Source organism: Paenisporosarcina quisquiliarum, assembly GCF_043641925.1.
In the GTDB taxonomy this organism is placed as follows: Bacteria; Bacillota; Bacilli; order Bacillales_A; family Planococcaceae; genus Paenisporosarcina; species Paenisporosarcina quisquiliarum_A.
Genome location: NZ_JBHZRU010000001.1, coordinates 53,353 through 79,272 on the forward strand (window position 1 = coordinate 53,353; position 25,920 = coordinate 79,272).

Annotated in this window: 26 protein-coding genes; 22 read left to right on the top strand and 4 right to left on the bottom strand. The window is 37.5% G+C overall.

Going from position 1 to position 25,920, the window contains the following annotated elements:
* Positions 1 to 232 precede the first annotated feature (232 nt).
* Positions 233 to 1,138, bottom strand: coding sequence for a glycerophosphodiester phosphodiesterase (locus ACHUE4_RS00265; protein WP_394187266.1), 906 nt, complete (start codon positions 1,136 to 1,138; stop codon positions 233 to 235).
* A gap of 129 nt (positions 1,139 to 1,267) precedes the next feature.
* On the opposite strand from ACHUE4_RS00265, the gene ACHUE4_RS00270 reads away from it, so the two are divergent.
* Positions 1,268 to 1,540, top strand: coding sequence for a YlbG family protein (locus tag ACHUE4_RS00270; RefSeq protein WP_394187267.1), 273 nt, complete (start codon positions 1,268 to 1,270; stop codon positions 1,538 to 1,540).
* Between the two features lie 17 nt (positions 1,541 to 1,557).
* On the opposite strand, the gene ACHUE4_RS00275 is transcribed toward ACHUE4_RS00270, so the two are convergent.
* Entirely contained in the window at positions 1,558 to 1,947 is a 390-nt protein-coding gene (locus tag ACHUE4_RS00275) for a DUF7147 family protein (protein WP_394187268.1), read from the bottom strand.
* A 51-nt stretch (positions 1,948 to 1,998) separates the two neighbouring features.
* Between ACHUE4_RS00275 and ACHUE4_RS00280 the strand changes: the two genes are divergently transcribed.
* Genes ACHUE4_RS00280 through coaD form a run of 3 tightly spaced genes read left to right on the top strand, consistent with a single transcriptional unit; the run spans position 1,999 to position 4,490 of the window.
* Positions 1,999 to 3,420 carry a hypothetical protein gene (locus ACHUE4_RS00280; protein ID WP_394187269.1) on the top strand — a complete coding sequence of 474 codons (1,422 nt, stop codon included), beginning with the start codon at positions 1,999 to 2,001 and terminating at the stop codon, positions 3,418 to 3,420.
* 13 nt (positions 3,421 to 3,433) lie between these two features.
* A complete protein-coding gene (gene rsmD, locus ACHUE4_RS00285; protein WP_394187270.1) occupies positions 3,434 to 4,036 on the top strand; it encodes a 16S rRNA (guanine(966)-N(2))-methyltransferase RsmD in 603 nt (200 codons plus the stop codon).
* Positions 4,002 to 4,490 (top strand): pantetheine-phosphate adenylyltransferase, encoded by a 489-nt coding sequence (gene coaD / locus ACHUE4_RS00290; protein ID WP_394187271.1) that lies wholly within the window; start codon positions 4,002 to 4,004, stop codon positions 4,488 to 4,490. The genes rsmD and coaD overlap by 35 nt, the downstream gene beginning before the upstream one ends.
* Positions 4,491 to 4,877: 387 nt before the next feature.
* On the opposite strand, the gene ACHUE4_RS00295 is transcribed toward coaD, so the two are convergent.
* The gene (locus tag ACHUE4_RS00295) at positions 4,878 to 5,768 is read right to left on the bottom strand and encodes a hypothetical protein (RefSeq protein WP_394187272.1); all 891 of its coding nucleotides are present in this window, start codon (positions 5,766 to 5,768) and stop codon (positions 4,878 to 4,880) included.
* Positions 5,769 to 5,868: 100 nt separating this feature from the next.
* Between ACHUE4_RS00295 and ACHUE4_RS00300 the strand changes: the two genes are divergently transcribed.
* Positions 5,869 to 6,918, top strand: a complete 1,050-nt coding sequence (locus tag ACHUE4_RS00300) for a SepM family pheromone-processing serine protease (RefSeq protein WP_394187273.1) — start codon at positions 5,869 to 5,871, stop codon at positions 6,916 to 6,918.
* Here ACHUE4_RS00300 and ACHUE4_RS00305 read toward each other — a convergent pair whose 3' ends face one another.
* Entirely contained in the window at positions 6,919 to 8,127 is a 1,209-nt protein-coding gene (locus ACHUE4_RS00305) for a nucleotidyltransferase (RefSeq protein ID WP_394187274.1), read from the bottom strand.
* A 123-nt stretch (positions 8,128 to 8,250) separates the two neighbouring features.
* Here ACHUE4_RS00305 and ACHUE4_RS00310 point away from each other — a divergent pair, with 123 nt between their 5' ends.
* From ACHUE4_RS00310 to murD, 17 genes are all read left to right on the top strand, one after another.
* Positions 8,251 to 8,781: a YceD family protein gene (locus tag ACHUE4_RS00310; RefSeq protein WP_394187275.1), complete on the top strand. Its 531-nt coding sequence runs from the start codon at positions 8,251 to 8,253 to the stop codon at positions 8,779 to 8,781.
* 23 nt (positions 8,782 to 8,804) lie between these two features.
* Positions 8,805 to 8,978, top strand: a complete 174-nt coding sequence (gene rpmF, locus ACHUE4_RS00315; RefSeq protein WP_394187276.1) for a 50S ribosomal protein L32 — start codon at positions 8,805 to 8,807, stop codon at positions 8,976 to 8,978.
* A 168-nt stretch (positions 8,979 to 9,146) separates the two neighbouring features.
* Positions 9,147 to 9,908: an enoyl-CoA hydratase/isomerase family protein gene (locus tag ACHUE4_RS00320; RefSeq protein ID WP_394187277.1), complete on the top strand. Its 762-nt coding sequence runs from the start codon at positions 9,147 to 9,149 to the stop codon at positions 9,906 to 9,908.
* Between the two features lie 51 nt (positions 9,909 to 9,959).
* Positions 9,960 to 10,343: a transcriptional regulator gene (locus ACHUE4_RS00325; RefSeq protein ID WP_394187278.1), complete on the top strand. Its 384-nt coding sequence runs from the start codon at positions 9,960 to 9,962 to the stop codon at positions 10,341 to 10,343.
* A gap of 286 nt (positions 10,344 to 10,629) precedes the next feature.
* Positions 10,630 to 11,985 carry an acetyl-CoA carboxylase biotin carboxylase subunit gene (locus ACHUE4_RS00330; RefSeq protein WP_394187279.1) on the top strand — a complete coding sequence of 452 codons (1,356 nt, stop codon included), beginning with the start codon at positions 10,630 to 10,632 and terminating at the stop codon, positions 11,983 to 11,985.
* Position 11,986: 1 nt separating this feature from the next.
* Positions 11,987 to 12,199: an acyl-CoA carboxylase biotin carboxyl carrier protein subunit gene (locus ACHUE4_RS00335; RefSeq protein ID WP_394187280.1), complete on the top strand. Its 213-nt coding sequence runs from the start codon at positions 11,987 to 11,989 to the stop codon at positions 12,197 to 12,199.
* A 19-nt stretch (positions 12,200 to 12,218) separates the two neighbouring features.
* Positions 12,219 to 13,784, top strand: coding sequence for an acyl-CoA carboxylase subunit beta (locus ACHUE4_RS00340; RefSeq protein ID WP_394187281.1), 1,566 nt, complete (start codon positions 12,219 to 12,221; stop codon positions 13,782 to 13,784).
* Between the two features lie 155 nt (positions 13,785 to 13,939).
* Positions 13,940 to 14,845 carry a ketopantoate reductase family protein gene (locus ACHUE4_RS00345; RefSeq protein ID WP_394187282.1) on the top strand — a complete coding sequence of 302 codons (906 nt, stop codon included), beginning with the start codon at positions 13,940 to 13,942 and terminating at the stop codon, positions 14,843 to 14,845.
* A complete protein-coding gene (locus ACHUE4_RS00350; RefSeq protein ID WP_394187283.1) occupies positions 14,838 to 15,227 on the top strand; it encodes a DUF3397 family protein in 390 nt (129 codons plus the stop codon). The genes ACHUE4_RS00345 and ACHUE4_RS00350 overlap by 8 nt, the downstream gene beginning before the upstream one ends.
* A gap of 83 nt (positions 15,228 to 15,310) precedes the next feature.
* Positions 15,311 to 16,927, top strand: coding sequence for a bacillithiol biosynthesis cysteine-adding enzyme BshC (gene bshC / locus ACHUE4_RS00355; protein WP_394187284.1), 1,617 nt, complete (start codon positions 15,311 to 15,313; stop codon positions 16,925 to 16,927).
* A gap of 583 nt (positions 16,928 to 17,510) precedes the next feature.
* Entirely contained in the window at positions 17,511 to 17,942 is a 432-nt protein-coding gene (gene mraZ, locus ACHUE4_RS00360; RefSeq protein ID WP_394187549.1) for a division/cell wall cluster transcriptional repressor MraZ, read from the top strand.
* A gap of 26 nt (positions 17,943 to 17,968) precedes the next feature.
* A complete protein-coding gene (rsmH, locus tag ACHUE4_RS00365) occupies positions 17,969 to 18,919 on the top strand; it encodes a 16S rRNA (cytosine(1402)-N(4))-methyltransferase RsmH (protein WP_394187285.1) in 951 nt (316 codons plus the stop codon).
* A complete protein-coding gene (gene ftsL / locus ACHUE4_RS00370) occupies positions 18,920 to 19,288 on the top strand; it encodes a cell division protein FtsL (protein ID WP_394187286.1) in 369 nt (122 codons plus the stop codon). It begins immediately after the preceding gene.
* 65 nt (positions 19,289 to 19,353) lie between these two features.
* On the top strand, positions 19,354 to 21,483 hold the full coding sequence (locus ACHUE4_RS00375) for a penicillin-binding protein (protein WP_463510135.1): 2,130 nt from the start codon (positions 19,354 to 19,356) through the stop codon (positions 21,481 to 21,483).
* A 57-nt stretch (positions 21,484 to 21,540) separates the two neighbouring features.
* On the top strand, positions 21,541 to 23,460 hold the full coding sequence (locus tag ACHUE4_RS00380; protein WP_394187288.1) for a penicillin-binding transpeptidase domain-containing protein: 1,920 nt from the start codon (positions 21,541 to 21,543) through the stop codon (positions 23,458 to 23,460).
* Positions 23,461 to 23,573: 113 nt separating this feature from the next.
* Positions 23,574 to 24,545: a phospho-N-acetylmuramoyl-pentapeptide-transferase gene (mraY, locus tag ACHUE4_RS00385; RefSeq protein ID WP_394187289.1), complete on the top strand. Its 972-nt coding sequence runs from the start codon at positions 23,574 to 23,576 to the stop codon at positions 24,543 to 24,545.
* Positions 24,546 to 25,901, top strand: a complete 1,356-nt coding sequence (gene murD / locus ACHUE4_RS00390) for a UDP-N-acetylmuramoyl-L-alanine--D-glutamate ligase (protein ID WP_394187290.1) — start codon at positions 24,546 to 24,548, stop codon at positions 25,899 to 25,901.
* Positions 25,902 to 25,920 lie beyond the last annotated feature (19 nt).

A 25,920-nucleotide genomic window follows, 5' to 3' on the forward strand; every position in this document is an offset into this window, starting at 1 on the left:
GACCCCACAGAGTCAGCTGTCAAAGACAGATGAGTCGAGGAGGCTAGCGTTTCGTCCGTGGAAAGCGAAAGAAATAGCGGACCACCTTCTTTTTCATTCAAGTGCAAAAGTTATATATTCAAATTTTATGAGGCTATATAAATTAGTGTCCGTTTGTCAACAATCTGAAAGCTTGCACCTGAAAAGGTGCAAGCTTTTTCTTTGCTAATAAAATGCTATTAAACTGAAATTCTTAAGATTTATCAGCTAATAATTGAACAGCAATGTCAGGGCGGTCAGTTATAATCCCTTTTGCACCGGCTACGAGTAATCTTTCCATCGTTTCTTTATCATTGATTGTCCAATAGTGTACTGGAACATTCAACTTCGAAAGGAAGTGAATAAATCCAGCTCCGTCTAAAGGAAATACACCTGATTTAACCGGAATCTGCATCACATCTGTACGTGGATGATAAAGGTGTCCAAATTGACTTGTGTATGCAGAGTAAGCTTTACGTACTTCATTTTCGCCTGCACCTAGAGCTACATTATTTTGAGCATATAGATTAAAACGATCGATTTGTTCATCGAAGAAACTCGTTACAACAACACGATGCTGTGCACCCATTTCTTCAATCAATCGCCATAACTTAGAAGGGATTAAACTACCTTCATATGTTTCAGGTGAATCTTTCATATCGATATTAATAAGCATTTGAGGGAATTGCTCAAATAGTTCTCTTAATGTTGTAACACTTTCTCCTTGACCTCGATACGCATATTCTTGTTGTTCATTTAAAAAATGGTAACCAAAATCTAAAAGTTTAAGTTCATCTAAAGTCATATCAGCAACCCGACCTGCACCATCAGTTGTCCGATCAACATATTCATCGTGAAAAACAATAATTTCTTCATCTTTCGTTAGACGAATATCTATTTCAAATCCATGTACACCTAACTCAGCTGCATTTTTAAAAGCAACCATCGTATTTTCAGGAGCGATTAGTGAACCACCTCTATGGGCAAGAATAATGGGTGAATCATATTGAAGAGCTTGTTTGTCTTCTCTTTTTTGAGGCTTTGAAATTGCCTTAGAGCCTGCCCATGCAGCTGCACCAGCAGCAGCGATTGCAATTGCTACCTTTGTTTTCTTTCCCATATCTATTTCCTCCTCAAAAACGTGCTTCTGTCTATTATAACGGATTGAATATAAAACTGTAAGCTACAAGCGGTTGCGATACTTTTCACCCATATGTTATTCTTTATGATAAGAAAAGAGGGAAATCGCATGAATGACCGACAAGGACTTATTGTATACGTGCATCATTTAAAACAAGCTAAATCGCTTCGAAAATATGGGCATGTCCAATTCATATCTAGAAAATTAAAATATGTGGTAATGTATTGCGATCTCGACCAGATTGAAACGATTTCTACCAAAATCTCTCGATTACCTTTTGTTAAAGCCGTTACCCCATCATATCGTCCATTTGTAAAGACGGAATATGAGAATTCAAAGCCAGATAAAGCGAAAGAATACGATTATAAAACCGGATTATAATCTTACAGCCAGCTCTTCTATGACAGAGGTGGTAGTATATGATGCAACCTTAATATTCCCGTTAAATACTGATGATATAATGCTGGTTCAGCAAAATAAGATGAGTGTTTTACTTCAAGACGGTGTGGGACTTTGTTCATTTCCTGCACCGTTTTTTCAACTAATTGTAACCGTTTACTCGGTTTATTCGTTTGGATGGTAATACCTTCTCTACATAAATAGATGGGCGTAAATTTACTCTCACCTGAAGGTTTTAATATTAAAGCTATACTTACACATAAAACATTATTTTTTGTCGTCGATAAAATACATACATTATGATAACGGTGTTGGTTTGTTTGCATTAATTCACATAATTCATATAAATCACTATAACCTTCACCTAGTTCTATAAAGCGTTGAATCACAATAGCACACCCTTTCCATCACATTTTACCACGGTGCAGGAGGTCTGGCACATGAAATTAGCGAGTGGGTTAGTTTCTCTATTATTATTTATGAATATCATTATGCTTTTTTTTCAGTATCAAGTTTACTCTACAAGCTTGAATGAAAAGGAAAGTGCATTTTCCTATTCCCAAGAAGTGAGTGTAACCTACCGAGATCAACGATTCTTTATTCAACATAAATTTACTCAGTTACCTAAAAACGAAATGACGATAACCTGGCCATTACATAGTGAAAATCGTGCATGTTTTATTGAAAATGGTGACAGTTGTTCGCGGTTGTCAGAGGATTTATATGCCTTTGAAGAGGGTGAAAACGCAGAACAACATATTTCTTATGAAATCCCGGTTAAAGACCCACTTACTAAACAACAGTTATGGAAGGGTGTATTTGCCACATTGACAGGCGGGTCTGTCAGCCATTCGATGGTTCATGTAACGGATGTCACCAAATCCAAAGGGCTATGGTTAACTGGACTACCTGCGATTGGAAAGGAATCTTTATCACTTGTTGACTACAAATTATTTAACGGTAAGGGTGGAGTTACTGATTTGTATTGGCAACAAGATGACTACCCTGCGGTGTTTAAAGATCATCAGCTTTCAATTTATGCAGACCAACCTTTAACTGATGAAACTAAAAACACATTTAAAGACATAAATCTCGCTGATTCGAAGCACGTGGCTGTTATTGTCAATAATCAAGCAAGTGATTTACAAGCCAATCGATTTGTTTTTATTCCCGCGATAGAAATTCCAACTGTAAAAAATGATATTATTTTAAAAAGTGTACAAAGTAGCTATTCATTTTCCGCTAATACTACTCATTCGATTGAAGTTATCGCATCTTTTTTAACCAATCAAACCATTGGTTCTGAAAAAAGCAAACGGATGTACGATGAGTTAATGACATATATGACAACTTCTCAAATTGAAGAGTGGATTGACCAGTTAAAGAGTCTAAAAAGCGAAGCCGTTTCGCCAAAACTATTGGACGAAGTTTTGACCAAAACTTTGAACCAAAAAACATCATTTTTTGAACTTAACGAACAGTTAGGAGATAAACAATTCCCTTTACTTTTTGAAGATACAAGGACAGTCTATATTAATGAACTTGAACAAAAAAATATGAAGGTCATTTTTAATGATGGACGCGTCTTATATTCTGTAGAACCAATGATGTCATTACTTGGTTACACGATGGATAAAGGCAAAAATGGTTATTACATTAAAAATGCAGCTAGATCTTTCCGTTTCCCGATGATTGAGCCTTTTTATGTGTTTAATGAACGCAGATATGAAGTTCTCTCGCAACCAATTGAGGAATTGGCAGGTGCTTATTACATCGAAGAATCGTGGCTCATTCGTTTGTTTTTAGTTGATATACAAAAAGAAGAAGGGCGTATTAATATTACACCATCAGCTCTTTTCTAAGGAGGAACCATACTTGAGAGTGATTTCCGGAATTTGTAAGGGATTACCAATAAAAGCTGTGCCAGGTTCGAACACAAGACCTACAACTGACAAAGTGAAGGAATCCATTTTCAATATGATAGGTCCATATTTCGAAGGTGGACTTGCGGTTGACTTATTCGCAGGGAGCGGGAGTTTAGGGATTGAAGCTTTAAGTAGAGGAATCGATTCATGTATTTTCATCGAAAAAGATGCAAAGGCTATCCAAACGATTCATGAAAACTTAAAGAAATGTCATTTAGAAGAACAAGCTGAGGTCTTTCGAGTAGATGCTTTAAGAGCGATCAAAGCAATGGAAAAACGTGAATTAACGATTGATTTATTATTTTTAGATCCTCCTTATCATAAAGCTGATTTGTATGATTTAGTGGGTATACTAGCAGAAAAAGGATTGCTTAGTCCAGATGCAATAATCATGTGTGAGCATGAGAAAACAGTTCCCTTACCCGATCACTATCATGAATTTAAACTATCGCGAAGAGAAACTTACGGTAGCACGGTCATATCGATTTATAGAATGCTGAATGAAGAAGGAGATTTACATGAAGAAAATCGCAGTAGTACCGGGCAGTTTTGATCCAGTTACATACGGTCATTTAGATATTATAAAACGAGGCGCATCGGTTTTTGATGAAATTCGCGTGGTTGTTTTAAATAACTCGTCCAAAAAACCATTATTTACAATTGAAGAAAGAATGGATTTAATCCGTCAAGTTACAACCTCATTGCCGAATGTGCATGTCGATTCTTTCTCCGGATTACTTGTCGAGTATGCAAAAAATGTGAATGCTCATGCTATTGTTCGAGGCTTGAGAGCCGTTTCTGATTTTGAATACGAAATGCAGATTACTTCCATGAACCGAGTGCTAGACGAAAATATTGAAACATTTTTCATCATGACGAATAATCAGTATTCGTTCTTGAGTTCTAGCATCGTTAAAGAAGTTGCTAAATACGGTGGGAACATATCAGAGTTAGTTCCTAAACAAGTAGAGCTTGCTTTGAAAGAAAAATACGAAGCAAATAAATAACACTTTTTGGTATTACCGAAATCAGATTTCCGATGATAAAATATTGAATTACATATGAAAAGGGATAGCAAATCTTAGTGATTTCGCTATCCTTTTTTGTGTTAGAAAGTTTAGGTCCATCTTTTTTTAGATGAAAAAATAAGTAAAAGAACTAATATGGGGCTGCTAAAGCAGCCTTTACTGTTGGAAACTCCTGGGCTTTCGCGCGTAGGATACGAAATTGAGTGAAAGGTACGTGATTGAACGTGAAAGATCTCGATTTGAAAGTGAAAGACTGCCACTTGAAAGTGAAAGCTCAAAATGAGGAGGTCCCCACAGAAGCGTAGTGAAATATTATCAGTAATCTTCAAAAAGTCGATTGATAGTTAAAATATCTTCATCGAGATTTTATTGGAAAAATAAGAACCATATCAATGTAAGTAAAATGAAGTGAAGTAAGCGGTAAGTAAAATAAGGCTTGAGCGAAAGTGCAGCTGATTTTGCTAAAACAATGACTTGCATATGTATACTCACGCCGTTAAAAGATAAGATCGCCACTGCTAGTATTGAGAAAAACGCTTCCGAAGCAAACATCCGGTGAGCTATCTCCAAGCCAGCCGTCATTTCAAACAATGAATATATAAACACCACAAACTGAGATGACATATTTCCAAACACAAACTTTATGACAGCTGAAATAACTGTACTGACTGTTGTGAAAAATACCACAGTCGTTGCTACTAAGAGCAAAATCGATGCCGTTTGATGAACACCTTCGCTAAATGGTGATTGAACCTGTTTTAAATTCACTTTTTCCATAGCCGGTTGATTGGAGAAAAGGCGTTGAGAAAAAAGTAAGAATAACGCATTGATAAGGTGAATTAAGACAAGAATGAGTAGACCTTTTTTAGGGGAGGAGAGAAATTGCGTTCCTACAACACCCATAACAAACATTGGACTTGGTGCGTGACAAATGCCAATTAAATGACTAGCCGTTTTGGAACTAAGCATTTTAGCTTTTACGAGAGTGGATATAGTGGCAGCTCCTGTAGGAAATCCACCAAAAGCACCTATTCCATAAATTTTTAAATTGTTAATAAAGCTGGGTTGCCAAGCGTTTTGTTTATATAAGACATAGAGTAGCCATTGTGAAACAACAAGGTACGGAAGTAAATAGGGAAGCAATCTATGTATAAAAACATCTAGCCCAAGCTTAGCTCCTTGGTGTGCGATTCCAGGTAAGAAAATAAACAAGATCATTAAGGACCAACAGATGAATATATTAGTTTTATAGAGCATGTGATATTTCCCCGTTTCAATCGTTTTGTCAGAACTTTTTGTGCGTGCTACACTATGTATATGGAATAAAAATGATGTTCATGATGGAGGTCAACGTTAGATGCCAAAGAAAAGCACCATAGGTTTTTTTATCGCCTGTGTATTTTTATTGAGCGCTACATTTTACCCGGTAGACGCATACATATCTAAACCAGGTGGAGCTTATCCTCTTGATCCGTTAGTGAAGGTGCAAGGTGGAGATACGGATGACGAAGGATCGATGAGTCTTATGACAATCGCATTAGCAAAAGCCACTCCCATTACCTATGCATGGGCTAAGGTTGCGAATCATCAACATATTCTTCCATCCAATCACGTACGAAATCCGAATGAAGACGAGGATGAATACACCATTCGGCAGTTGAAATTAATGTCCCAATCTCAATTTAATGCCATATTAGTGGCTTTTCAAAAAGCAGATAAACCTTATGAAGTTAACACAAACGGGGTATTTGTTTTAAATGTGCTTCCGGACGGAGCCGCTGATGGTTTATTGAAAGCCGGAGATAAAATACTTCGAATTGATGATGTGAAAAGTAATAGTCAAGAAAAGGTCATTTCGTATTTACAAGAAAAGAAAGTAAATGACATCGTTCAACTTGAAATTGAACGGAAGGAAAAGGTTGAAGTAGTCGATATCAAGTTGAAACCAATTCCAGGTGATGATTCTCGAGCGGGGTTAGGGATTACCTTTATGGAGGATAAGACGATTACGACAACCCCAAATGTCTTAATTAAGTCTGAGGATATTGGTGGTCCGTCAGCGGGGTTAATGTTTACGCTTGAGTTGTTGAATCAATTGGAAGAAGAGGATTTGACAAAAGGCTATGCGATTGCGGGTACAGGAGAAATGAAAAGTACAGGTGAAGTAGGGCGTATAGGAGGCATCGATCTGAAAGTAGTGGCTGCAGATGCTGCAGGGATTGAGGTTTTCTTTGCACCGGATGATGAATTACCTGAAGAGGTTCTTATCAATAATCCAACATTGCGCTCAAATTATGAAGATGCACGTGACGCAGCAAAAGAAATAGGCACGAAAATGAAAATCGTGCCAGTGAAAACAATTGATGATGCATTAGATTATTTAGAACAATTGGAACCTAAAGCGTAATTATCTAATAGGTGGCTGTCGATAGTCACGTCCAATTGGTTGATTAAAAGCATGGGATTGAATACCAAGAGTGTACAAATCGGTCGCTTTAATATCATGAGATAACATCGAATCTTTTACTGCCCCAACTCGACTTACGAGAGGCAATGAAAGATTTTTTTTATGTTCATTTAAATAACGTTGTCCCATTTCCGTCATCCCAAGTAGACGGAGATAAGTAGGACTGGAAGACTGTTTTAAATCATCCCAAGTAAAACCTGTATAGATATGGGTTAGCATGCGTTGGATTCTGGTCCATGTGTAGCGTTTGGATTTAACAACTTCCATAAAAGTTTCAAAAGTGTTGGATTTTTGAGCTGCTTCCTTTAGTAAATACTCAATGCCTTCTGTAACTTCGGCATAAGAAGCTAGTTGCTCTATGGATGAACGAATAATTTGGAATCTTAAGTATGGATAGAAATGCTGCCAGCTTCCAAAAGATCCGATATTCAATTGCCATTCCACAATGTTTTGTAAAGAAGCTTTCGGTAAAAGTGGCGTTAAGTCACTAATCCCTTGATCATTAAATATAACTTTACGAATACCTGTTGCGCTTGCAATGCTTTGACCAGGGAGAACGTCATCATGATAGCCTGAGACTATTCGTTGAATCGTTACCGGTTGAATGGACGCCTGGAGTTGATATGCAGCTTCAATATAATGATAGCCAAGAATATTGTTTGGTTGAGACAAATCCACAAACGGTTGATTATATCCTTTAATAAGGTCAGCATAGGCTTCATTTAAAGCTTTTGGATAACTCATTCCTGTTTTCATGAATTGATTAATGGATTGTTGGTAAGACTCTTGTTGTGAGGTTATTAAATCATAGGTGTTAATAAAGGGTTCAATTGATCCTTGTTCGCTACCAAAACAGAAATCCGTGCATCCAGCGGCTTCTAAGAGGGCAATTGAACCTTTTGCGAAATCACTTGCTTGAGCTGTAGCGAATACATATGGCAATTCTATGACAATGTCAACGCCACCTTGCAGTGCCATCTTAGTCCGACTCCATTTATCAACAAGTGCGGGTTCACCTCTTTGAAGGAAATTCCCGCTCATTACAGCAATAACAACATCTGACCCTGTATTCTTGCGTGATTCTTTGATATGATATAAATGTCCGTTATGAAACGGATTATGTTCAACGACGACTCCGGTTGCTCGCAAAAGTGTAAACCCCCTTCAATAATCTTAATTATACGGGGGAAAAAATAGTGTGACAAGAAATTATCTTGACATCTAATTTTAGGCATTATATAATCAACTTTGTTGTCTTGAGGTGATAAGCGTATGAAATGGGTAATTCATCAACTAGCTAAATATCGCCATGACGGGATGCCAATTGATCAATATGTTCAATTGGATAAAGTGATGGAACGTAACCCGGACATCCGGAAGATTTCACCCGTACATGTTAAAGGGCACTGCACATTTGGTGCAGCGCAAATGACTTGTCATTTTCATTTGACAGGCACCTTAACTTTGCCATGTGCTCGCACATGGGAAGATGTTGAATACCCAATTGACATTAAAACCGTTGAACTATTCAGCTGGTCTGATGCTCACAAGGATAACGATGAAGATATTCATTTTGTAGATGGAGACGTCATTGACGTTGACCCTGTACTTGAAGAACTAATCGTTGTTGAAGTTCCGTTACAAGTATTCAAGGAAGATGCTTCGCATCAACCACATGCTGGTGGCAAGGACTGGACGTATTTAACAGATGAGGAATTGTCTGCGATAAAAGAAAATGAACCAAAAAAATCGGATCCTAGACTTGCTGATTTAGCAAAGTATTTTGATCAAACAGACGAATAACGATCTGTAAGGAGGTGCCACCAATGGCTGTACCGTTTAGAAAGACTTCTAAGACTGTAAAAAGAAAGCGTCGTACGCATTTCAAATTATCCGTACCTGGTATGGTTGCATGCCCAAACTGTGGTGAATCGAAATTGGCTCACCGCATTTGTAAATCATGCGGTCATTACAAAGGGAAAGAAGTATTGAGCAAATAATACAGTATTTGCTCCATTAAAGGCTACCAGAGAGACCATGGCTCTCAGGTAGTCTTTTTCTCTATTTACACTGATAGACATTATTAATTTTTGGATATGAGTATAACAAAAGACAGAGCTTACACCTTTTTGGTGCAAGCTTTGTTTTTCTAAAAGGGAGGTCTTTTAATGGCTTTTTCAATCATAAATGACAATCATATCGCTCGATTTACGATTACTCGACCAGCTATCCGCAATGCCATCAATCATGAGGTGATGCAGGGACTTGAGCAATTAATAGAACTTGTACATAACGATTCAACTATTAAATTCGTGGTAATTACTGGTGAGGGTACCCAAGCGTTCTGCTCGGGAGGAGATCTCTCTGTATTTCACGGATTAAAAACTGCAGCAGAAGCTTTTCCGATGTTAAACAAAATGGCTCAAATTTTATATAAAGTTTCAACTCTTCCTGTTCCTGTAATTGCTCTGGTTAATGGAGCGGCAGTAGGTGGTGGGTGTGAAATAGCTACAGCCTGTGATTATAGACTTGTTTCTTCTACTGCTAAATGTGGTTTTATTCAAGGGTCACTAGCAATAACGAGTGGATGGGGTGGGGGAACTTATTTGCTAGAAAAAATGCCTCAAATGGATCAAGCCCTTCGTATGCTTGGAGATTCGAAACCTTATAGTGCTAATCGGTTAAAAGAAATGAGATGGGCTACAGAGCTTTACGAGGGTGATTCAGAGGTAGCTTTACAAACATTCATTCAAGATATGGGTAAAATTGATGCATCTGTTCACCGTGCGTATAAGGAAATGGTCAACCGAAAATGGACATCATTAAATCTACTTAATCAGATTCAAGAAGAAGTCATCCGATGTTCGGAACTTTGGGAAGCTGACGCTCATCATATTCAAGTACAAAAGTTTTTAAATAGAGGAAAATAACTTCTATTCTTTCACCTCACGCATATAGTAGAAAAAACGCGAGGTGATTGTATGACAACCATGAAAAGAAAAGATCAATGGACGGCAAATGATGATAAAATTCTAGTAGACACTGTATTAGAAATTGTGACAAAAGGCGGCACGCAAATCCATGCATTTGATATTGTTGCCAAAAAACTGGGCAGGACTCGACAAGCCTGTGGTTTTAGATGGAATAAAACTCTAAGACACACATTTGGACATGCGCTTAAACAAGCTAAGCTTAAACATCAGCACCCGGTTCATACCCATTTAAAACAAGCTATGACTAGTTATGATGAGTTACTTGGCGCACACAAGGATTTACAAGAAGATCATGCATTACTCGTAGATAAATTCGAACATTTAAGAAAATTATTTGATCAAGTATATACTACTTTTCAAAACAAAAAATAGTCGAAATAAAAGGTGATTCCATTACTTCATTGAAAGTAAATGGGAGAACCTTTTTTTATTTTTGAAAAGGTTTCACTTTCAATCATGTAAGGGCTTGAGATTCTCCTATTATAGAAGAGATAGTCGAAGGTATAAAAGTTAAAAGAATGATGGGGAAGCAACTTTAATTTTTCTATTTTTTTGTTTAATAAGAATATTTCTTCATTCAATAGTTGAAATCGTTTTCATTTTTCGAGTAGACTAGTAAAGATGGAGAACACCGTTTAAACAACTAGGGGGCAAACACATGAAGAAAGTGTTAATAGCTAATAGAGGTGAAATCGCACGTCGCATTATTGAAACCTGTAAGAAACTACATATTGAAACTGTGGCCATCTATGCTGAAGCAGATGAGCATTTACCATTCGTTAAAGAAGCAGATAGCGCTTTTCTAATAGGACCAAGTCAAGTTCAACAGTCTTATTTGAAAATCGATGATATCATCGACCTTGCTATTCGTGAAGGTGTAGATGCTATTCATCCAGGATACGGCCTTCTGTCTGAAAACTCTTCATTCGCAAAAAAAGTAGAAGAAGCTGGAATCCTATTTATCGGTCCAACACCTGAGACAATTGATAAAATGGGAGACAAAATAGGTTCAAGACAAACAATGGAAGCGGCATCGGTACCAGTCGTACCTGGGACTACTGATGGTGTAAATTCACTCGATGAAGCTATTGAAGCCGCACGTGAAATCGGTTATCCGATCATGCTTAAAGCAAGTAGTGGTGGCGGAGGGATCGGTATGATTCGATGTGAAGATGAGCAAGCGCTCAGTCAACACTTTGAATCTGTGAAAAACCGTGCAAAAGCTTACTTTGGAGATGATAAAGTCTTTTTAGAAAAGTACATCGCAAACGGTCGACATATTGAAGTCCAAATATTCGGTGATACTCATGGGAATATTGTGCATCTATTTGAGCGAAATTGTTCTGTTCAACGACGCAACCAAAAGGTAATTGAAGAATCACCTTCTCCAAATTTCCCGTATGAGGCGAGAGCAAGATTACTTCAGGCAGCTGTTGATGCAGCCAAGGCAGTCAATTATCGCAATGCTGGAACGGTAGAATTTATCGTAGATGAACAAAACCAATTTTATTTCCTAGAAATGAATACACGTTTACAAGTGGAGCATCCCGTTACAGAAGAAGTAACTGGTTTCGATTTAGTCGAGTGGCAACTTAAAGTTGCCGATGGTGAAATGCTTCCTGTTACGAATCAACACGAAATTCTTTCAACAGGACATGCCATGGAGTTCCGCGTCTATGCAGAAGATCCAAAAACGTTTTTCCCTTCACCTGGAACAATCCAATCACTAGATTGGGGCAATGTTGAAGATGTTCGAATTGACTCAGGATATGAGCAAGGGAATACGGTAACACCTTATTATGATCCAATGATTGCCAAAGTTATTATTAAAGCTGAAACTCGTTCTTCGGCAATAGAAAAAGCACGAAAGTTCTTTTCAACTGTTACACTTGAAGGTGTAAAAACAAATATACCTTTGTTTATAACATTTTTAGATGCTGAGGTATTTATGGATGGGACGTATACGACGTCAGCACTACCAAATTGGTTAGAATCACAGAAGGAGGAAAAATAATATGAAACAATTACAATCAACAATGGCAGGTACAGTATTTACAGTAAACGTTAAAGAAGGCGAAGAAGTGACAGTTGGTCAAACTGTGATGGTGCTTGAATCAATGAAAATGGAAATTCCTGTTGAAGCTGAGGTTGCTGGTAAAGTAGCGACAATTAATTCTCAAGTCGGCGATTTTGTTAATGAAGGCGACGTGCTTGTAACTTTCGAATAAAAATAGGGATATATCGAACATGTACGCAAAGGGGGCAACAAGAGTGACTGAGAACACGAAATACAATGAACAATTAGAAGAAAAGTTAGAAAAAATATTTGCAGGTGGTCAACCTAAATATCATGAGAAAATGAAGGAACAAAACAAACTATTTGTTCGTGATCGTCTAGCATTATTATTTGATGAAGGTAGTTATCTTGAAGATGGTCGTTTTGCAAACTGTGAAGCAAATGATTTACCTGCTGATGGTGTTGTAACGGCTATGGGTAAAGTGAATGGTCAAACTGTATGTGTAATGGCAAATGATTCGACTGTTAAAGCTGGATCATGGGGTTCTCGTACTGTTGAAAAAATCATTCGTATTCAAGAAATTGCAGAAAAAAACCGAGTACCCATGTTGTACTTAGTAGATTCTGCAGGAGCTCGAATCACGGATCAACTTGATATGTTTCCTAATCGTCGTGGAGCAGGTAAAATATTCCACAACCAAGTTCGTTTATCAGGTTTTATTCCTCAAATTTGTTTATTATTTGGTCCCTCAGCAGCGGGTGGCGCGTATATCCCAGCATTTTGCGATATCGTAATTATGGTAGAAGGAAATGCGTCCATGTACTTGGGGTCACCTCGTATGGCTGAGAAAGTTATTGGGGAGAAAGTTAGCCTTGAAGAAATGGGTGGAGCTCGCATGCACTGTTCAATCAGTGGGTGTGGGGATGTCCTTGTGACATCTGAAGAAGACGCTATTTCTGAAGCTCGTCGTTATTTAGCTTATTTCCCAGCTAATTTCACAGAGAAACCAAAAGTGGTAGAAACAATCGCATCTAAAGAAGGTCGTTCATTAGAAGCGATTATTCCTGAAAATCAAAATGCTCCATTTGATATGTACGAAGCAATCGATCAATTAATCGATGAAGGTTCATTTTTTGATGTGAAGAAACTTTTTGCACCAGAAATCATAACAGGCCTTGCACGAATCGAAGGGCAACCAGTTGGAATTATTGCCAATCAACCTAAAGCCAAAGGTGGCGTATTATTTGTCGATTCGGCGGATAAAGCGACGAAGTTCATTAATCTATGTGATGCCTTTTCGATTCCCCTATTATTCTTAGCGGACGTACCAGGATTTATGATTGGTACAAAAGTGGAACGTGCTGGAATCATTCGTCATGGTGCTAAACTAATTATGGCGATGAGTTCTGCTACTGTTCCAAAAATATCGGTCATCGTTCGAAAAGCTTATGGAGCGGGTCTATATGCAATGGCAGGTCCAGCTTTTGAACCTGATGTTTGTATTGCCTTGCCAACAGCTCAAATCGCTGTAATGGGTCCTGAAGCAGCAGTTAATGCGGTGTATTCAAACAAAATTGAAGCGATTGAAGATCCAAAAGAACGCATCAAATTTGTTCAAGAAAAACACCAAGAATATAAGGAAGAGATTAATATCTACAAGTTAGCATCTGAGATGATTATTGACGAAATCGTAAAACCAAGTGATTTACGTTCCGTTCTTGCTGACCGCTATAGAGCTTATAGCACAAAAGATATTCCTCAACCGCCACGTAAGCATCCTGTATATCCAGTATAAACAGGACATATTCCTTACGTATTAAACAAATTCATCTTGTACTACCTAATCGTATAAGAGATAATATGTGAAAAAGGTCTACCATTGTCTTGGTGGACCTTTTTCTGCACTATTAGGAAAAATCCAATTGAGTAAAAAGAGGGGTTGAGGAACTCTTGAAAATTTGTGTTATAGGTGCTGGCTCTATCGGTTTACTTTTAGGCTCCTATTTTGCTGAAATGGGACATGAAATTTATATGCTTGCTCGCAAAGAAGAGCAAGTAGTCGCATTGAGAGAAAAAGGCATCACTCGGATAATGCCGAATCTAGAACAAGTGAATGTATCAGTTCGCGCGACACTTCATGTGCATGAATTACCTAAGGACGCCTGGTGGTTTATTGCTGTTAAATCTCATCAACTTGATCAATTGTCGTCTATTTTAAGTGAAGCATCTCAGGAAACAAAATTAGTGTTTATTCAAAATGGAATGGCTCATCTCAAGTGGCTTGAAAACATACAACATCATCATTCATACATAGGAACAATCGAACATGGTGCGATGAAACAAGATTCTACGACTGTCTTACATAAAGGTTTTGGCATATTAAATCTAGCAGCTCTTGAAAAAACGAACCAACCAACTGTCCAGGTTTTTCAGACGGATGATGATAGATTTCCCATACATTGTGGATCTGACGCTTACACGTTAGTACTTAGAAAAACAATCTTAAATGCTTGCATTAATCCATTAACCGCTATTTTGAATGTACCTAATGGCGAATTAATTAAAAACTCATATAGCTACTCTCTCGTTCAAAAGATTTTTGAAGAAGTTATGGAAGCGTTCCCGGAAATGAAGAGCCATCTTCGGTTAGATGACGTGAAAAAGCTATGTGAAAAGACAGCTGAGAATCGATCATCTATGCTACAAGATATTCAACATGGAACCAAAACGGAGATCGAGGCAATCGCTGGGGCGCTCATCGAGCATGCTTCCAATCGAAATAAAAGCCTACCGACTCTTCAAATTTTGTACACGCTAGTACAGAGCAAAGAAGAAAGTGGTGCTCACTATGCTTAATATCATTCAGAACATCGTTAGTGTGGCGCTGTTTCTTCCTTATCTTGTGTTTTTTATCGTTTTATTTGTCGCATTGAAAAGTAATCGAAAACCTGCCCGTGCATTTGGAATAGCGGCTGATGTGACAACATTTGTCTTATTTTTCGCAGTACCTATTGCGGTTGAAGCACTTTTTGACCTAAAGACAATGATTTATATTTTATGTATAGCTTTAGTCCTTAGTATGTTTATGACTTATCAAGAATGGACAAACAAAAAAGAAATTGAGTTACTTCCATTGTTACGTAAAATTTGGCGATTTTTATTTATTTTGCTGAGCTTCGTTTATATCATCGTCTTATTAAGTGGATTCATTGTTAAATTGATGAACTATATGAATTAGCATATGGACAAGTCGTATGTTTTTCCACTCAACTCTTTGAATGATATACTCATTTTGTATATAGACAAAAAGGAGTTACCACGATGAAAATGCAACAAATTGAACAACCAAATATGAATACTTTTATGCATGACTTTTACAATCAAAATCTGAGCGTGTCTTCATTATTTCATTACATGCCATCGACAGCATCCTACGAAAAACGTGCTAAAAAGCTTCAAAATCACCCAGCAGCGCGAAAAGAGTTATCCCGAGTCATTCGATCATTCATGGGGGATCTTCCTTCAAACGATAAGGTAGGAAAACATTTAAAAGAGTTAGAAGAAAATGCATTTGTTGTGATTGGTGGTCAACAAGCAGGGTTATTAACGGGTCCACTATATTCGATACATAAAGCGATTTCTGTCATTCTTCTTGCCAAGCAACAACGAGATGCTCTACAGCATCCAGTCATTCCAGTATTTTGGATTGCTGGAGAAGATCATGATTTGGATGAAATCAATTCGACCTTCACTCATGCAAACGGAAGATTAGTAAAACATACGTATAATGATCGTCCGAATCGAAAGCAAATGGCTTTTGAAACAGAAATTGAACCTGACAAAGTGAATATGTTGATTGAAAGTGTTTTCAAACAAACAAGTGAAACAATGCATACGAAAGAGCTTCTTTTAAAACTGAAATCCTTTGCTTCTAATAGTCGCACTTATAGTGAGTTCTTCTCTAAACTCATGCATGATTTTTTTGCGAATGAAGGACTGTTATTAATTGATGCAGCGTATGAACCTTTAAGAAAACTAGAATCTCCATATTTCACGAAGATGATTGAAGAATCTCAAGAGATTTCAAAACGAGTTGTTCAACAAGAACAACTATTTAACGAGATGGGTTATGGTGAACCAATACAGGCAGCTTTTGATAATGCACACTTATTCTTTGTCCAAGATGGCGAGCGTTTTTTATTAAAGAGACAAGATAATCTATTTATTAATGAAGCTGCTAGTATTGAACTAACAAAAGAAGAATTATTAGAAATCGCCCAAAAAACACCTGAACAATTAAGCAATAATGTGGTGACAAGACCACTTATGCAAGAAATGCTATTTCCGGTCTTAGCATTTGTCGGTGGACCTGGGGAATTAGCATATTGGGCGACCTTTAAAACGGTATTTGAGCATTTTGATATGGAATTACCAGTGATGGTACCAAGGTTGTCCATTACATTAGTGGACCGAAAATCTGCACAATACTTAGAAGATCTTCAACTTTCAATTGAAGATGCTTTCGATGGACATTTATTATCCCGTAAAGAAGATTTCATCATTGGAATCCAGGACGATAAAGCACATGCGATGATTAGCGAAATGCAAAATTCATTAAATAAACATTACGAAGAATTTAAGGCTTATATTGAAACAAGTGAAATATCTATTGGGAAGATAGTCGATACAAATCTTGATAAGCATCAAAAACAATTTACTTATTTGAAACAAAAGGTAGAGGATGATACGTTAATTCGCCATGAGACGATGATTCGCAAGTTTCAACATTTAGAAGGAATGCTATATCCTGAACAATCACTGCAAGAACGAAATTATAGCCCATATCTATTTATGAACGAAGCGGGCGAGTCATTGGTTGAAAAACTATTAGAAATGCCATTCGAATTTAATGGCAAACATACTATTATTTATATTTAAATCAATTATAAAGGGAGTGTCCCAAAAGTTGTGAAAGATGACTTTTGGAACACTCCTTTATAATTACAACGACATCCGTTTAAACGGATTTTCATTTTTCAAAGCTAGCGGGAGGTAGAAAAGCAGAAATACTAGCAGGTTTCTTTACGATATTTATTCCAATCGTCGGGAAATATTACTTTAAGAATGGTTTTAAAACTATTTTTGGTGGTTGACTATTTCTGAAGACTCCTGCGGAAAAAAGAAACTAGCTAGACCCCGCAGGCACAGATGTCACGGACAGCTGTGATGAGGAGGCTTGCGTTTCTTCCGCGGAAAGCGAAAGAAATAGTCATCCACCTTCTTCTATTTAGTGCATTCATTAGATGTCTAATCTTTTATATGAATGAATATTTGTTGATCATCAGTCTGAAACCGTCCCTTTTTTATTATGAGACGGTTTTTTGTATGAAATAAAGGGAAAAACAGCCGTCTCAACAAGTACTATTGACACATTTTTTGATTCATTGAAAGAATTTTTAAAAATAAGTGGAGGAAAGTGGGGGGATGTGGTACATTAATGACAATAAGTGGGGTGACTAGCATGTTCATGGGAGAATATCAACATAGTGTTGATGCGAAAGGCCGTCTAATAATACCTGCAAAATTTCGCGAGCACCTTGAAGACACTTTTGTTATAACAAGAGGTCTTGATAACTGCTTATTCGGCTATCCTATGAATGAATGGCGAAAACTCGAAGAAAAATTAAAAGCACTTCCTGTCACAAAAAAAGATGCTCGTGCATTTACACGATTCTTCTTTTCTGGAGCGACAGAAGTTGAAATTGATAAACAAGGCCGTATTAATATACCAAGTAATTTACTATCACACGCTCATGTTGAAAAAGAGTGTATCGTTCTTGGTGTTTCCAACCGAATTGAGATATGGGCTAAAGATTCTTGGACAACTTATTTTGATGAATCTGAAGACTCATTTAATGACTTAGCTGAAAATATGATTGGTTTTGATATTTAGAATAAAGATCGAAGGAGGACGAGAAGTTGTTCAACCATACGACCGTATTGCTTAAAGAAACTGTTGACGGATTGAACATTCGTCCAGATGGAATCTATGTAGACTGCACACTTGGTGGTGCAGGGCATAGCGAATATTTAGTACATCAACTGAATGAACAAGGCAAACTCATTTGTTTTGATCAAGATACAACAGCTATCGAACATGCTAAAGTGCGTTTAGCTGACCATCTCCATAAAGTGACCTTTGTACATGCGAACTTTAGAGAACTAAAAGAAAAACTTCTTGAATTAGGTATCGAAAAAGTAGATGGAATTTTATATGACCTTGGTGTCTCATCACCGCAACTAGATACCCCGGAACGTGGTTTTAGTTATAATCACGACGCTCCTCTTGATATGAGGATGGATACGACTGCCACATTAACTGCGTATCACATAGTGAATGAATGGGAATTCAATGACTTAGTTCGAATTTTTTACCGCTATGGTGAAGAAAAATTCTCTAAGCAGATTGCTCGTAAAATTGAAGAAGCACGAAATAATGCGCCAATTGAAACGACATTCCAACTGGTGGAATTAATAAAAGATGGTATTCCTGCAGCAACAAGACGAAAAGGCGGGCATCCTGCAAAGCGAGTATTCCAAGCCATTCGTATTGCTGTTAATGATGAATTAGGCGCTGCCGAAGATTCGCTACAAGATGCTTTAGAGATGCTTGGAGCTGGTGGTCGAGTAAGTGTGATAACTTTCCATTCGTTAGAGGATCGTATAACAAAGACCATTTTCAAGGAAGCTGCTTCTTATCCAGATTTACCACCAAACCTGCCGGTGATTCCTGAAGGTATGGAACCTAATTTTAAACTAATTACAAGAAAACCAATTCTTCCTAGTGAAGAAGAATTGGAACACAATAACCGATCGCGATCTGCAAAACTTCGTATTATTGAAAAAATAAAGGATGAGGGACGTGTTTAAATGGCAATGCATGCGAGAAATCAACAAACATACATACAACAACCTGTCGTAAATCCACAACCGACAATCCAACCCCAAAGAAAACAAGAACGTAAAATTTTTACAAAGGGTGAAAAAATACTATTTGTTATGTTCGTAGCAGTTATCACGATGTTCAGTGTAATGATTTTGCAAACGCAAGCAAGCATCCACACTTCAACTCAAGAAATTCAATCGATCAATCAACAAATAGAAGAAACAAAAAAACAGAATACTGATTTGTCCATTCAAGTAAGTGAACTTTCAACATATGAGCGCGTATGGGAAAAAGCGAAAGAACTTGGCTTGAAACTGAACGAGCAAAATGTGAAGGTTGTTACGGGACAATGAAAAAGAAATTTCGATTTCAATGGGGAGCCTTTCTAATGTTTTTGTTTTATGGAGGGCTCTTTTTTATGTTGTTGTCACGGATGATTTTTATCCAAGTCACTGGAGAAGCAGAAGGTCAAGCTCTTGCAGCAAAAGCAGCTGCGAAATATGAGCGAGAACAAATTATTAATGCGAGCAGAGGGAAAATTGTTGATCGAAATGGCGAAATAATCGCAGAGGACACACTAAGTTATCGATTAGTAGCTGTATTAAGTCCAAAAGCAACAGCGGATCCTAAAAATCCGAAACACGTGAATGATATTGAGAAAACGGCCGAAGTATTAGCTGCCCACTTGCCGTTATCTAAAGAAAAAATTATCGAACGTCTTTCCAAAGAAGGTCCGTATCAAGTGGAATTTGGGAAAGCTGGCCGAGACATTAGTCATGAAATTATGACGAAAATCAGTCAGCAAAAACTTCCTGGTATCGTTTTTGTGCGAGACTTAAAACGATTTTATCCAAATGGAACATTTGCTTCTCATCTCATTGGTTTTGCTCTAAAAGAAGAAAATGAAGATGGAACCTTTGATACCGTTGGAAAAATGGGTTTAGAACATATTTATAACAAACAATTAACAGGAACTGACGGAAAGATAGAATATGAAAGTGACTTATGGGGTTATTTACTTCCTAATTCAGAAGAAATGATAACTCCCGCAGAAAACGGGTATAACATTCATTTAACTTTAGATAAAACCATTCAAAACTTTTTAGAAGATGCAATGAGTAGAGTACAAGAACAATATACTCCTGAAAAAATAGTTGCGATGGTAGCCGATCCAAAAACCGGCAAAATATTGGCAATGAGTCAACGACCATCTTTTGATCCTGAAACTCGCGAAGGATTAACGACGAATTGGCTGAATGAAACCATTGAAAATACAATTGAACCTGGTTCTACCATGAAGACATTTACTGTTGCAGCAGCAATGGAGGAAAACAAATGGGATCCAAATGCATGGTATCAATCAGGTCAATATACGTTATATGATCGTACGATCCGAGATCATAACCGAAAAGGTTGGGGTTCAATTACGTATCTAGAAGGCTTCCAACGTTCATCCAATGTTGCAATGGCGTATGTGCTTGAACGATTAGGTGATAAAGCATTTCTAAGTTATTTAGATGCATTTGGGTTTGGTGAGAAAACTGGGATTGATTTGCCTAATGAAGCGAGTGGGAAAATTATTAGTCAATATCCTACTGATAGACTCGTTTCAACTTTCGGTCAAGGTTCAACAGTAACCCCTATGCAATTGATTCAAGCAGAAACGGCAATTGCGAATGATGGCGTGATGATGAAGCCATATGTCATTGAAAAAATAGTAAATCCTGCAACTAATAAAGTAATGCATGATTCAAAGCCTAGCGAAGCGGGTAAACCGATTTCAGCACAAACGGCTAAACAAATGAGGGAGTTGCTTGCTTCAACCGTTACATCAGAAAATGGAACGGCTAAAAGATTCCAACTATCTGACTATACGGTAGCCGGCAAAACAGGTACTGCAGAAATTCCTGATGATCGAGGCAGATACCAATACGGATACGAAAACTATCTGTATTCATTCCTTGGCATGGCACCAGCAGACGATCCTCAATTGGTGGTATATGTGGCAGTATCAAAACCTAAATTAAAAGATACAGAGGTTGGGTCAATCCCAGTTTCAGAGATTTTTAAATCGGTTACGGAAAATGGCTTAAAATACATGAATATTAAACCAAAAGAAATAATCAGTACTCCACCTGTTCAAATTTCTTCTTACATGGGGCAGAATGCAAAAGACGTGCAAGCCAAATTGGCAAATCAAAAAATAAACACGATTATCATTGGTGATGGTGGGGAAATAAAGAACCAGTATCCTAAAGGCGAAACTGAAGTATTACAAGGTAGTGTCGTTATTTTGAAAACAGATGGTCCAATTGTCATTCCGGACTTCACCAGCTGGTCAAAACGTAACCTGATGGTTTATGAAAGTTTAACAGGGATTTCATTTGAAATACTTGGAAATGGTTTTGTTGTAAATCAAAGTGTCTCACCAGGTACTGTTATCACTGAAGATGGGCCAGTCGTCATCAAATTAGAAACGCCTGAACAGTCAAATGTGCATATAGAAATGCCTGAAGAAAGTGAAGAAGAAAAGCTTCCACAAGATTAATCATTGAATAGGCATTCCTTTTCAGTCATACGTTGTTAAAAACAAGGTGTGGATAAAATGAAAACAGGAATGCCTTATCGGTTAAAAATTAGATTGCGGACAATGGTCATTTTATTTTTTTGTTTAGCGATTTTATCGGTCCTGAAATTGGTGCATGTTCAATTTTTTCAGTTTCAATTCTTGTCACAAAAAGCGGAAGAGAATTGGGATCGTGAAATCCCTTTTTCTCAAACAAGAGGGAATATACGCGATCGCCATGGTGAATTAATTGTAGGAAGCAAATTAGCGCCTACCATTTATTTTATGCCCGCCCAAAACGATGAAATTGAAAAAGCAGCAAAACAGTTAAGTGGCGTTTTAGGTGTCGAATCAGATGTTTTATTTGAAAAAATGAACAAACGAGAATTCTTAGTTAAGCTTGCTCCTGAAGGAAAAAACATAGATGTTAAACAAGCATTACATATTCAATCCCTTCAAATACCAGGCGTTTATACGGGTGTAGATTATGTTCGTGATTATCCTTACGGAGAATTACTTTCACGCTTACTAGGATTTACAGGGTATGATCATCAAGGGTTAGCTGGATTGGAATTTCAGTATGATAAGCAAATGACTGCAGTTAAGTCGAACTTGAGATTATTTACGGATGCAAAAGGAAATAGCTTGCCGCATGTGAACGACGATTGGAAAGAAGGAAAAGAGGGTTCATCTCTAGAACTAACCATTGACTTAGATGTTCAACAAATCATGGAAAGAGAATTATCTCAAGCTATGATAAAATACGAGGCGGATCAGGCATTAGCAATTGCTATGAATCCAAAGACAGGAGCAATTTTAGGGCTTTCATCTTTCCCGACTTTCCATCCTTTACAATATGACAAAGTTAGTCCTAGCGTTTATAATCAGAACTTGCCGGTATCGATGACATTCGAGCCTGGCTCTACATTTAAAATTATTACCTTAGCAGCTGCACTCGAAGAAGGTAAAGTTGATCTTCAAAATGATCAATTTTACGATCCAGGTTATAGCATTGTTGAAGGTACACGACTCCGATGTTGGAAAAGGGAAGGACATAAACAACAATCCTTTTTAGAAGTAGTGGAGAATTCATGCAACCCAGGCTTTATTGAACTGGGAGCACGAGTTGGACGTGAAAAATTATCACAATACATTCGAGACTTTGGATTTGGTCAAAAGACCGGTTCAGCTATTGCAGGAGAATCTACAGGTATTTTGTTTTCAAAAGAATCATATGGTCCAGTTGAGCATGCAACTACCTCGTTCGGTCAAGGGATTTCTGTCACTCCGCTGCAACAAGTGCAAGCGGTTTCCGCTGCCGTCAATGGAGGTACGCTTTATCAACCTTATGTTGTGAAAAGGGTTTACAATGAAGAAACAGGAGCAGTAGAGTTAGAGAATAATCCGAAGATAGTTAGACAAGTGATTTCGGAGAAAGCTTCTAAAGAAGTTAGAGAAGCTCTTGAATCCGTGGTTGCAAATGGTTCGGGGAGACAATCATTCCGAGACTTTATGAGAATCGGCGGAAAAACGGGTACAGCACAAAAAGCGGTAAATGGTCGATATGTTGAAGGGGAATATATTGTTTCATTCATCGGATTTGCACCGATAGACGACCCGGAAATTGTTGTTTATGTAGCAATCGATAATCCGAAACATTCTCTTCAATTCGGTGGGGTTATTGCAGCACCTATTGTGGGCCAAATTATCGAAGATTCTGCACCTTATATCGGTTTTGAAAAACGAACGATTCAAATTGATAAAGAGTATCGGTGGGGTGATCGTTTAGAAGCTCGTGTCCCTGAACTCGTTGGAGAAAAGAAAGAAGTTGTTATGGATTTGAATGAACCTTTCCGAATTGAATGGCATGGAACTGGGTCCATTATTGAATCTCAACTTCCAGAGGCAGGTAGTAAACTTTCGATTGATGGGACGATTCATCTTTATTTACGCGAATAAAACGTAAGAATTTCAGTGTTCATAATTAGATGAATTTCGATTAAATCTAATTTGTACCATTGAATAAAAATAAAAATCATAAAACTTTTCAAAGGTTTTGAAGGAGAATACATATGACACTCGCCACAACATTAATGATAATTGCCGTAGGCTTCATACTAACAGTACTGTTAACACCTTTATTTATACCTGCTTTAAAAAGAATGAAATTCGGTCAAAGCATTCGAGAAGAAGGTCCTAAATCACATATGAAAAAAGCAGGTACACCGACGATGGGCGGTCTAGTCTTCTTACTTTCAATTGTTCTATCAACTATAGGCGTTTCTTTGTATTTTAATATGTTGACTACTCAAACGATTGTCTTACTTTTAGTATTGGTTGGATTTGGCGTGATTGGTTTTCTCGATGATTTCATCAAAGTTGTCCTAAAACGTAATCTAGGGTTAACTTCTCTCCAAAAACTGATTGGGCAAATCATTTTAGCTATTGCTGCGTTCTTCTTATTGAAACCAGGACCAGCTTTTACTTCTTTAGCGATTCCTTTTACGGATTGGTCAATTGACTTAGGAGTGGCATATGTAGCATTTATGATTTTTTGGTTAGTTGGTTTTTCAAACGCAATTAATTTAACTGATGGACTAGACGGACTTGTTTCAGGCACGGCATCTATTGCTTTTAGTGCCTTTGGTGTAATCGCGCTTGTATATGACCAAACATCATTGGCTATTTTTGCATTTGCAGTTACTGGCGCACTTTTAGGGTTTTTGATTTTCAATGCAAATCCCGCGAAAGTCTTTATGGGCGATACAGGTTCATTGGCTTTAGGCGGAGCATTAGCGATGCTATCTATTTTAGTAAAACAAGAATTGTTATTGCTACTGGTCGGAATCGTATTTGTGGCAGAAACATTGTCCGTTATTCTACAAGTGATTAGTTTTAAGACGACTGGAAAACGGATTTTTAAAATGAGTCCACTACACCATCATTTTGAGTTATCTGGATGGTCTGAATGGAAAGTGGTAGTTGTCTTTTGGTCTACTGCTTTCTTAGCAGCATTTGTAGCGGTTATGTTGGAGGTGATGTAAATGAAACTGACAAACGAATTTACATCAAAAAAAGTATTAGTTCTTGGTTTAGCGAAAAGTGGAGTAGCTGCAGCAGAGTTGCTACATAAGTTAGGTGCATTTGTGACAGTTAACGATGCGAAACCTTTTGAAGAAAGTCCAGATGCTCAAGCATTATTAAGTAAGGGGATAACCGTGATATGTGGCAGACACCCCGAGGATTTATTAGACGAAGGATTTGAATTAGTTGTTAAAAATCCTGGAATTCCGTATCATAACCCAATTGTTGCCGATGCTGTTAAACGTAAAATTCCAGTTTGGACGGAAGTGGAGCTTGCCTATCGAATTAGTGAAGCGCCATTAATCGGAATTACAGGTTCAAATGGGAAAACGACAACTACAACATTATTATTCCACATGTTAAACCAAGGTGGATTGAAGCCATTAATTGCTGGAAATATTGGAACAGTAGCATGTAAAGTGGCTGAAGAAGCTAGTTCTGATCAAATTATTGTTACGGAACTTTCAAGTTTTCAGCTAATGGGAACGGAAGCATTTAAACCGAAAATCTCAATTTGGACAAATTTATATGAAGCACATTTAGATTATCATGGCTCATTTGATGAATATGGCGAAGCGAAATTTGCAGTTACTCAGCATCAAGATGCTTCAGATTTATTTATTTATAATCAAGATCAAGAAGAAGTAGCCAAATTTGCCAAACGTACGAAAGCGAAGTTGATGCCTTTCTCAACGAAAGGAAGAACTGAAGAAGGAATTAGTGCCGATGAAGAATTTGTTTATTTACATGGCGAAGAATATGTTTCTCGAAAACAAATAGCGCTTCCAGGCGAGCATAATTTAGAGAATGTATTATCTGCTATTGCTGCTGCTACAACTTTAGATTGTCCAAAAGAAACAATCTTACATGTTCTGTCGTCCTTTACAGGTGTAAAGCACCGCACTCAATTTGTTCGTGATTGGAATCAACGAAAATTTTATAATGATTCAAAAGCTACCAATACACTTGCTACGAAGAGTGCAATTGCTGCTTTTGAAGATCCCGTCATTTTATTAGCTGGTGGATTAGACCGAGGGCATTCGTTTGAAGAGTTAAGACCTCATATGAATCGTGTCAAAGCCTTAATTTCATTTGGAGAAACAAGTGGGCGATTAAAAGAATTTGCTGAGTCATGCGGAGTTTCTCAAACATTCATGGTTCATGATGTGAAAGAAGCGGTGCATTTAGCAGCAGAAATTTCTGTGCCTGAAGATATAGTCTTGCTTTCACCTGCATGTGCAAGTTGGGATCAGTATCCGAATTTTGAATTACGCGGTGACGATTTTATTACAGCTGTTTTTAATTTGAAAGATTGATAAATAAATAGACAAACGA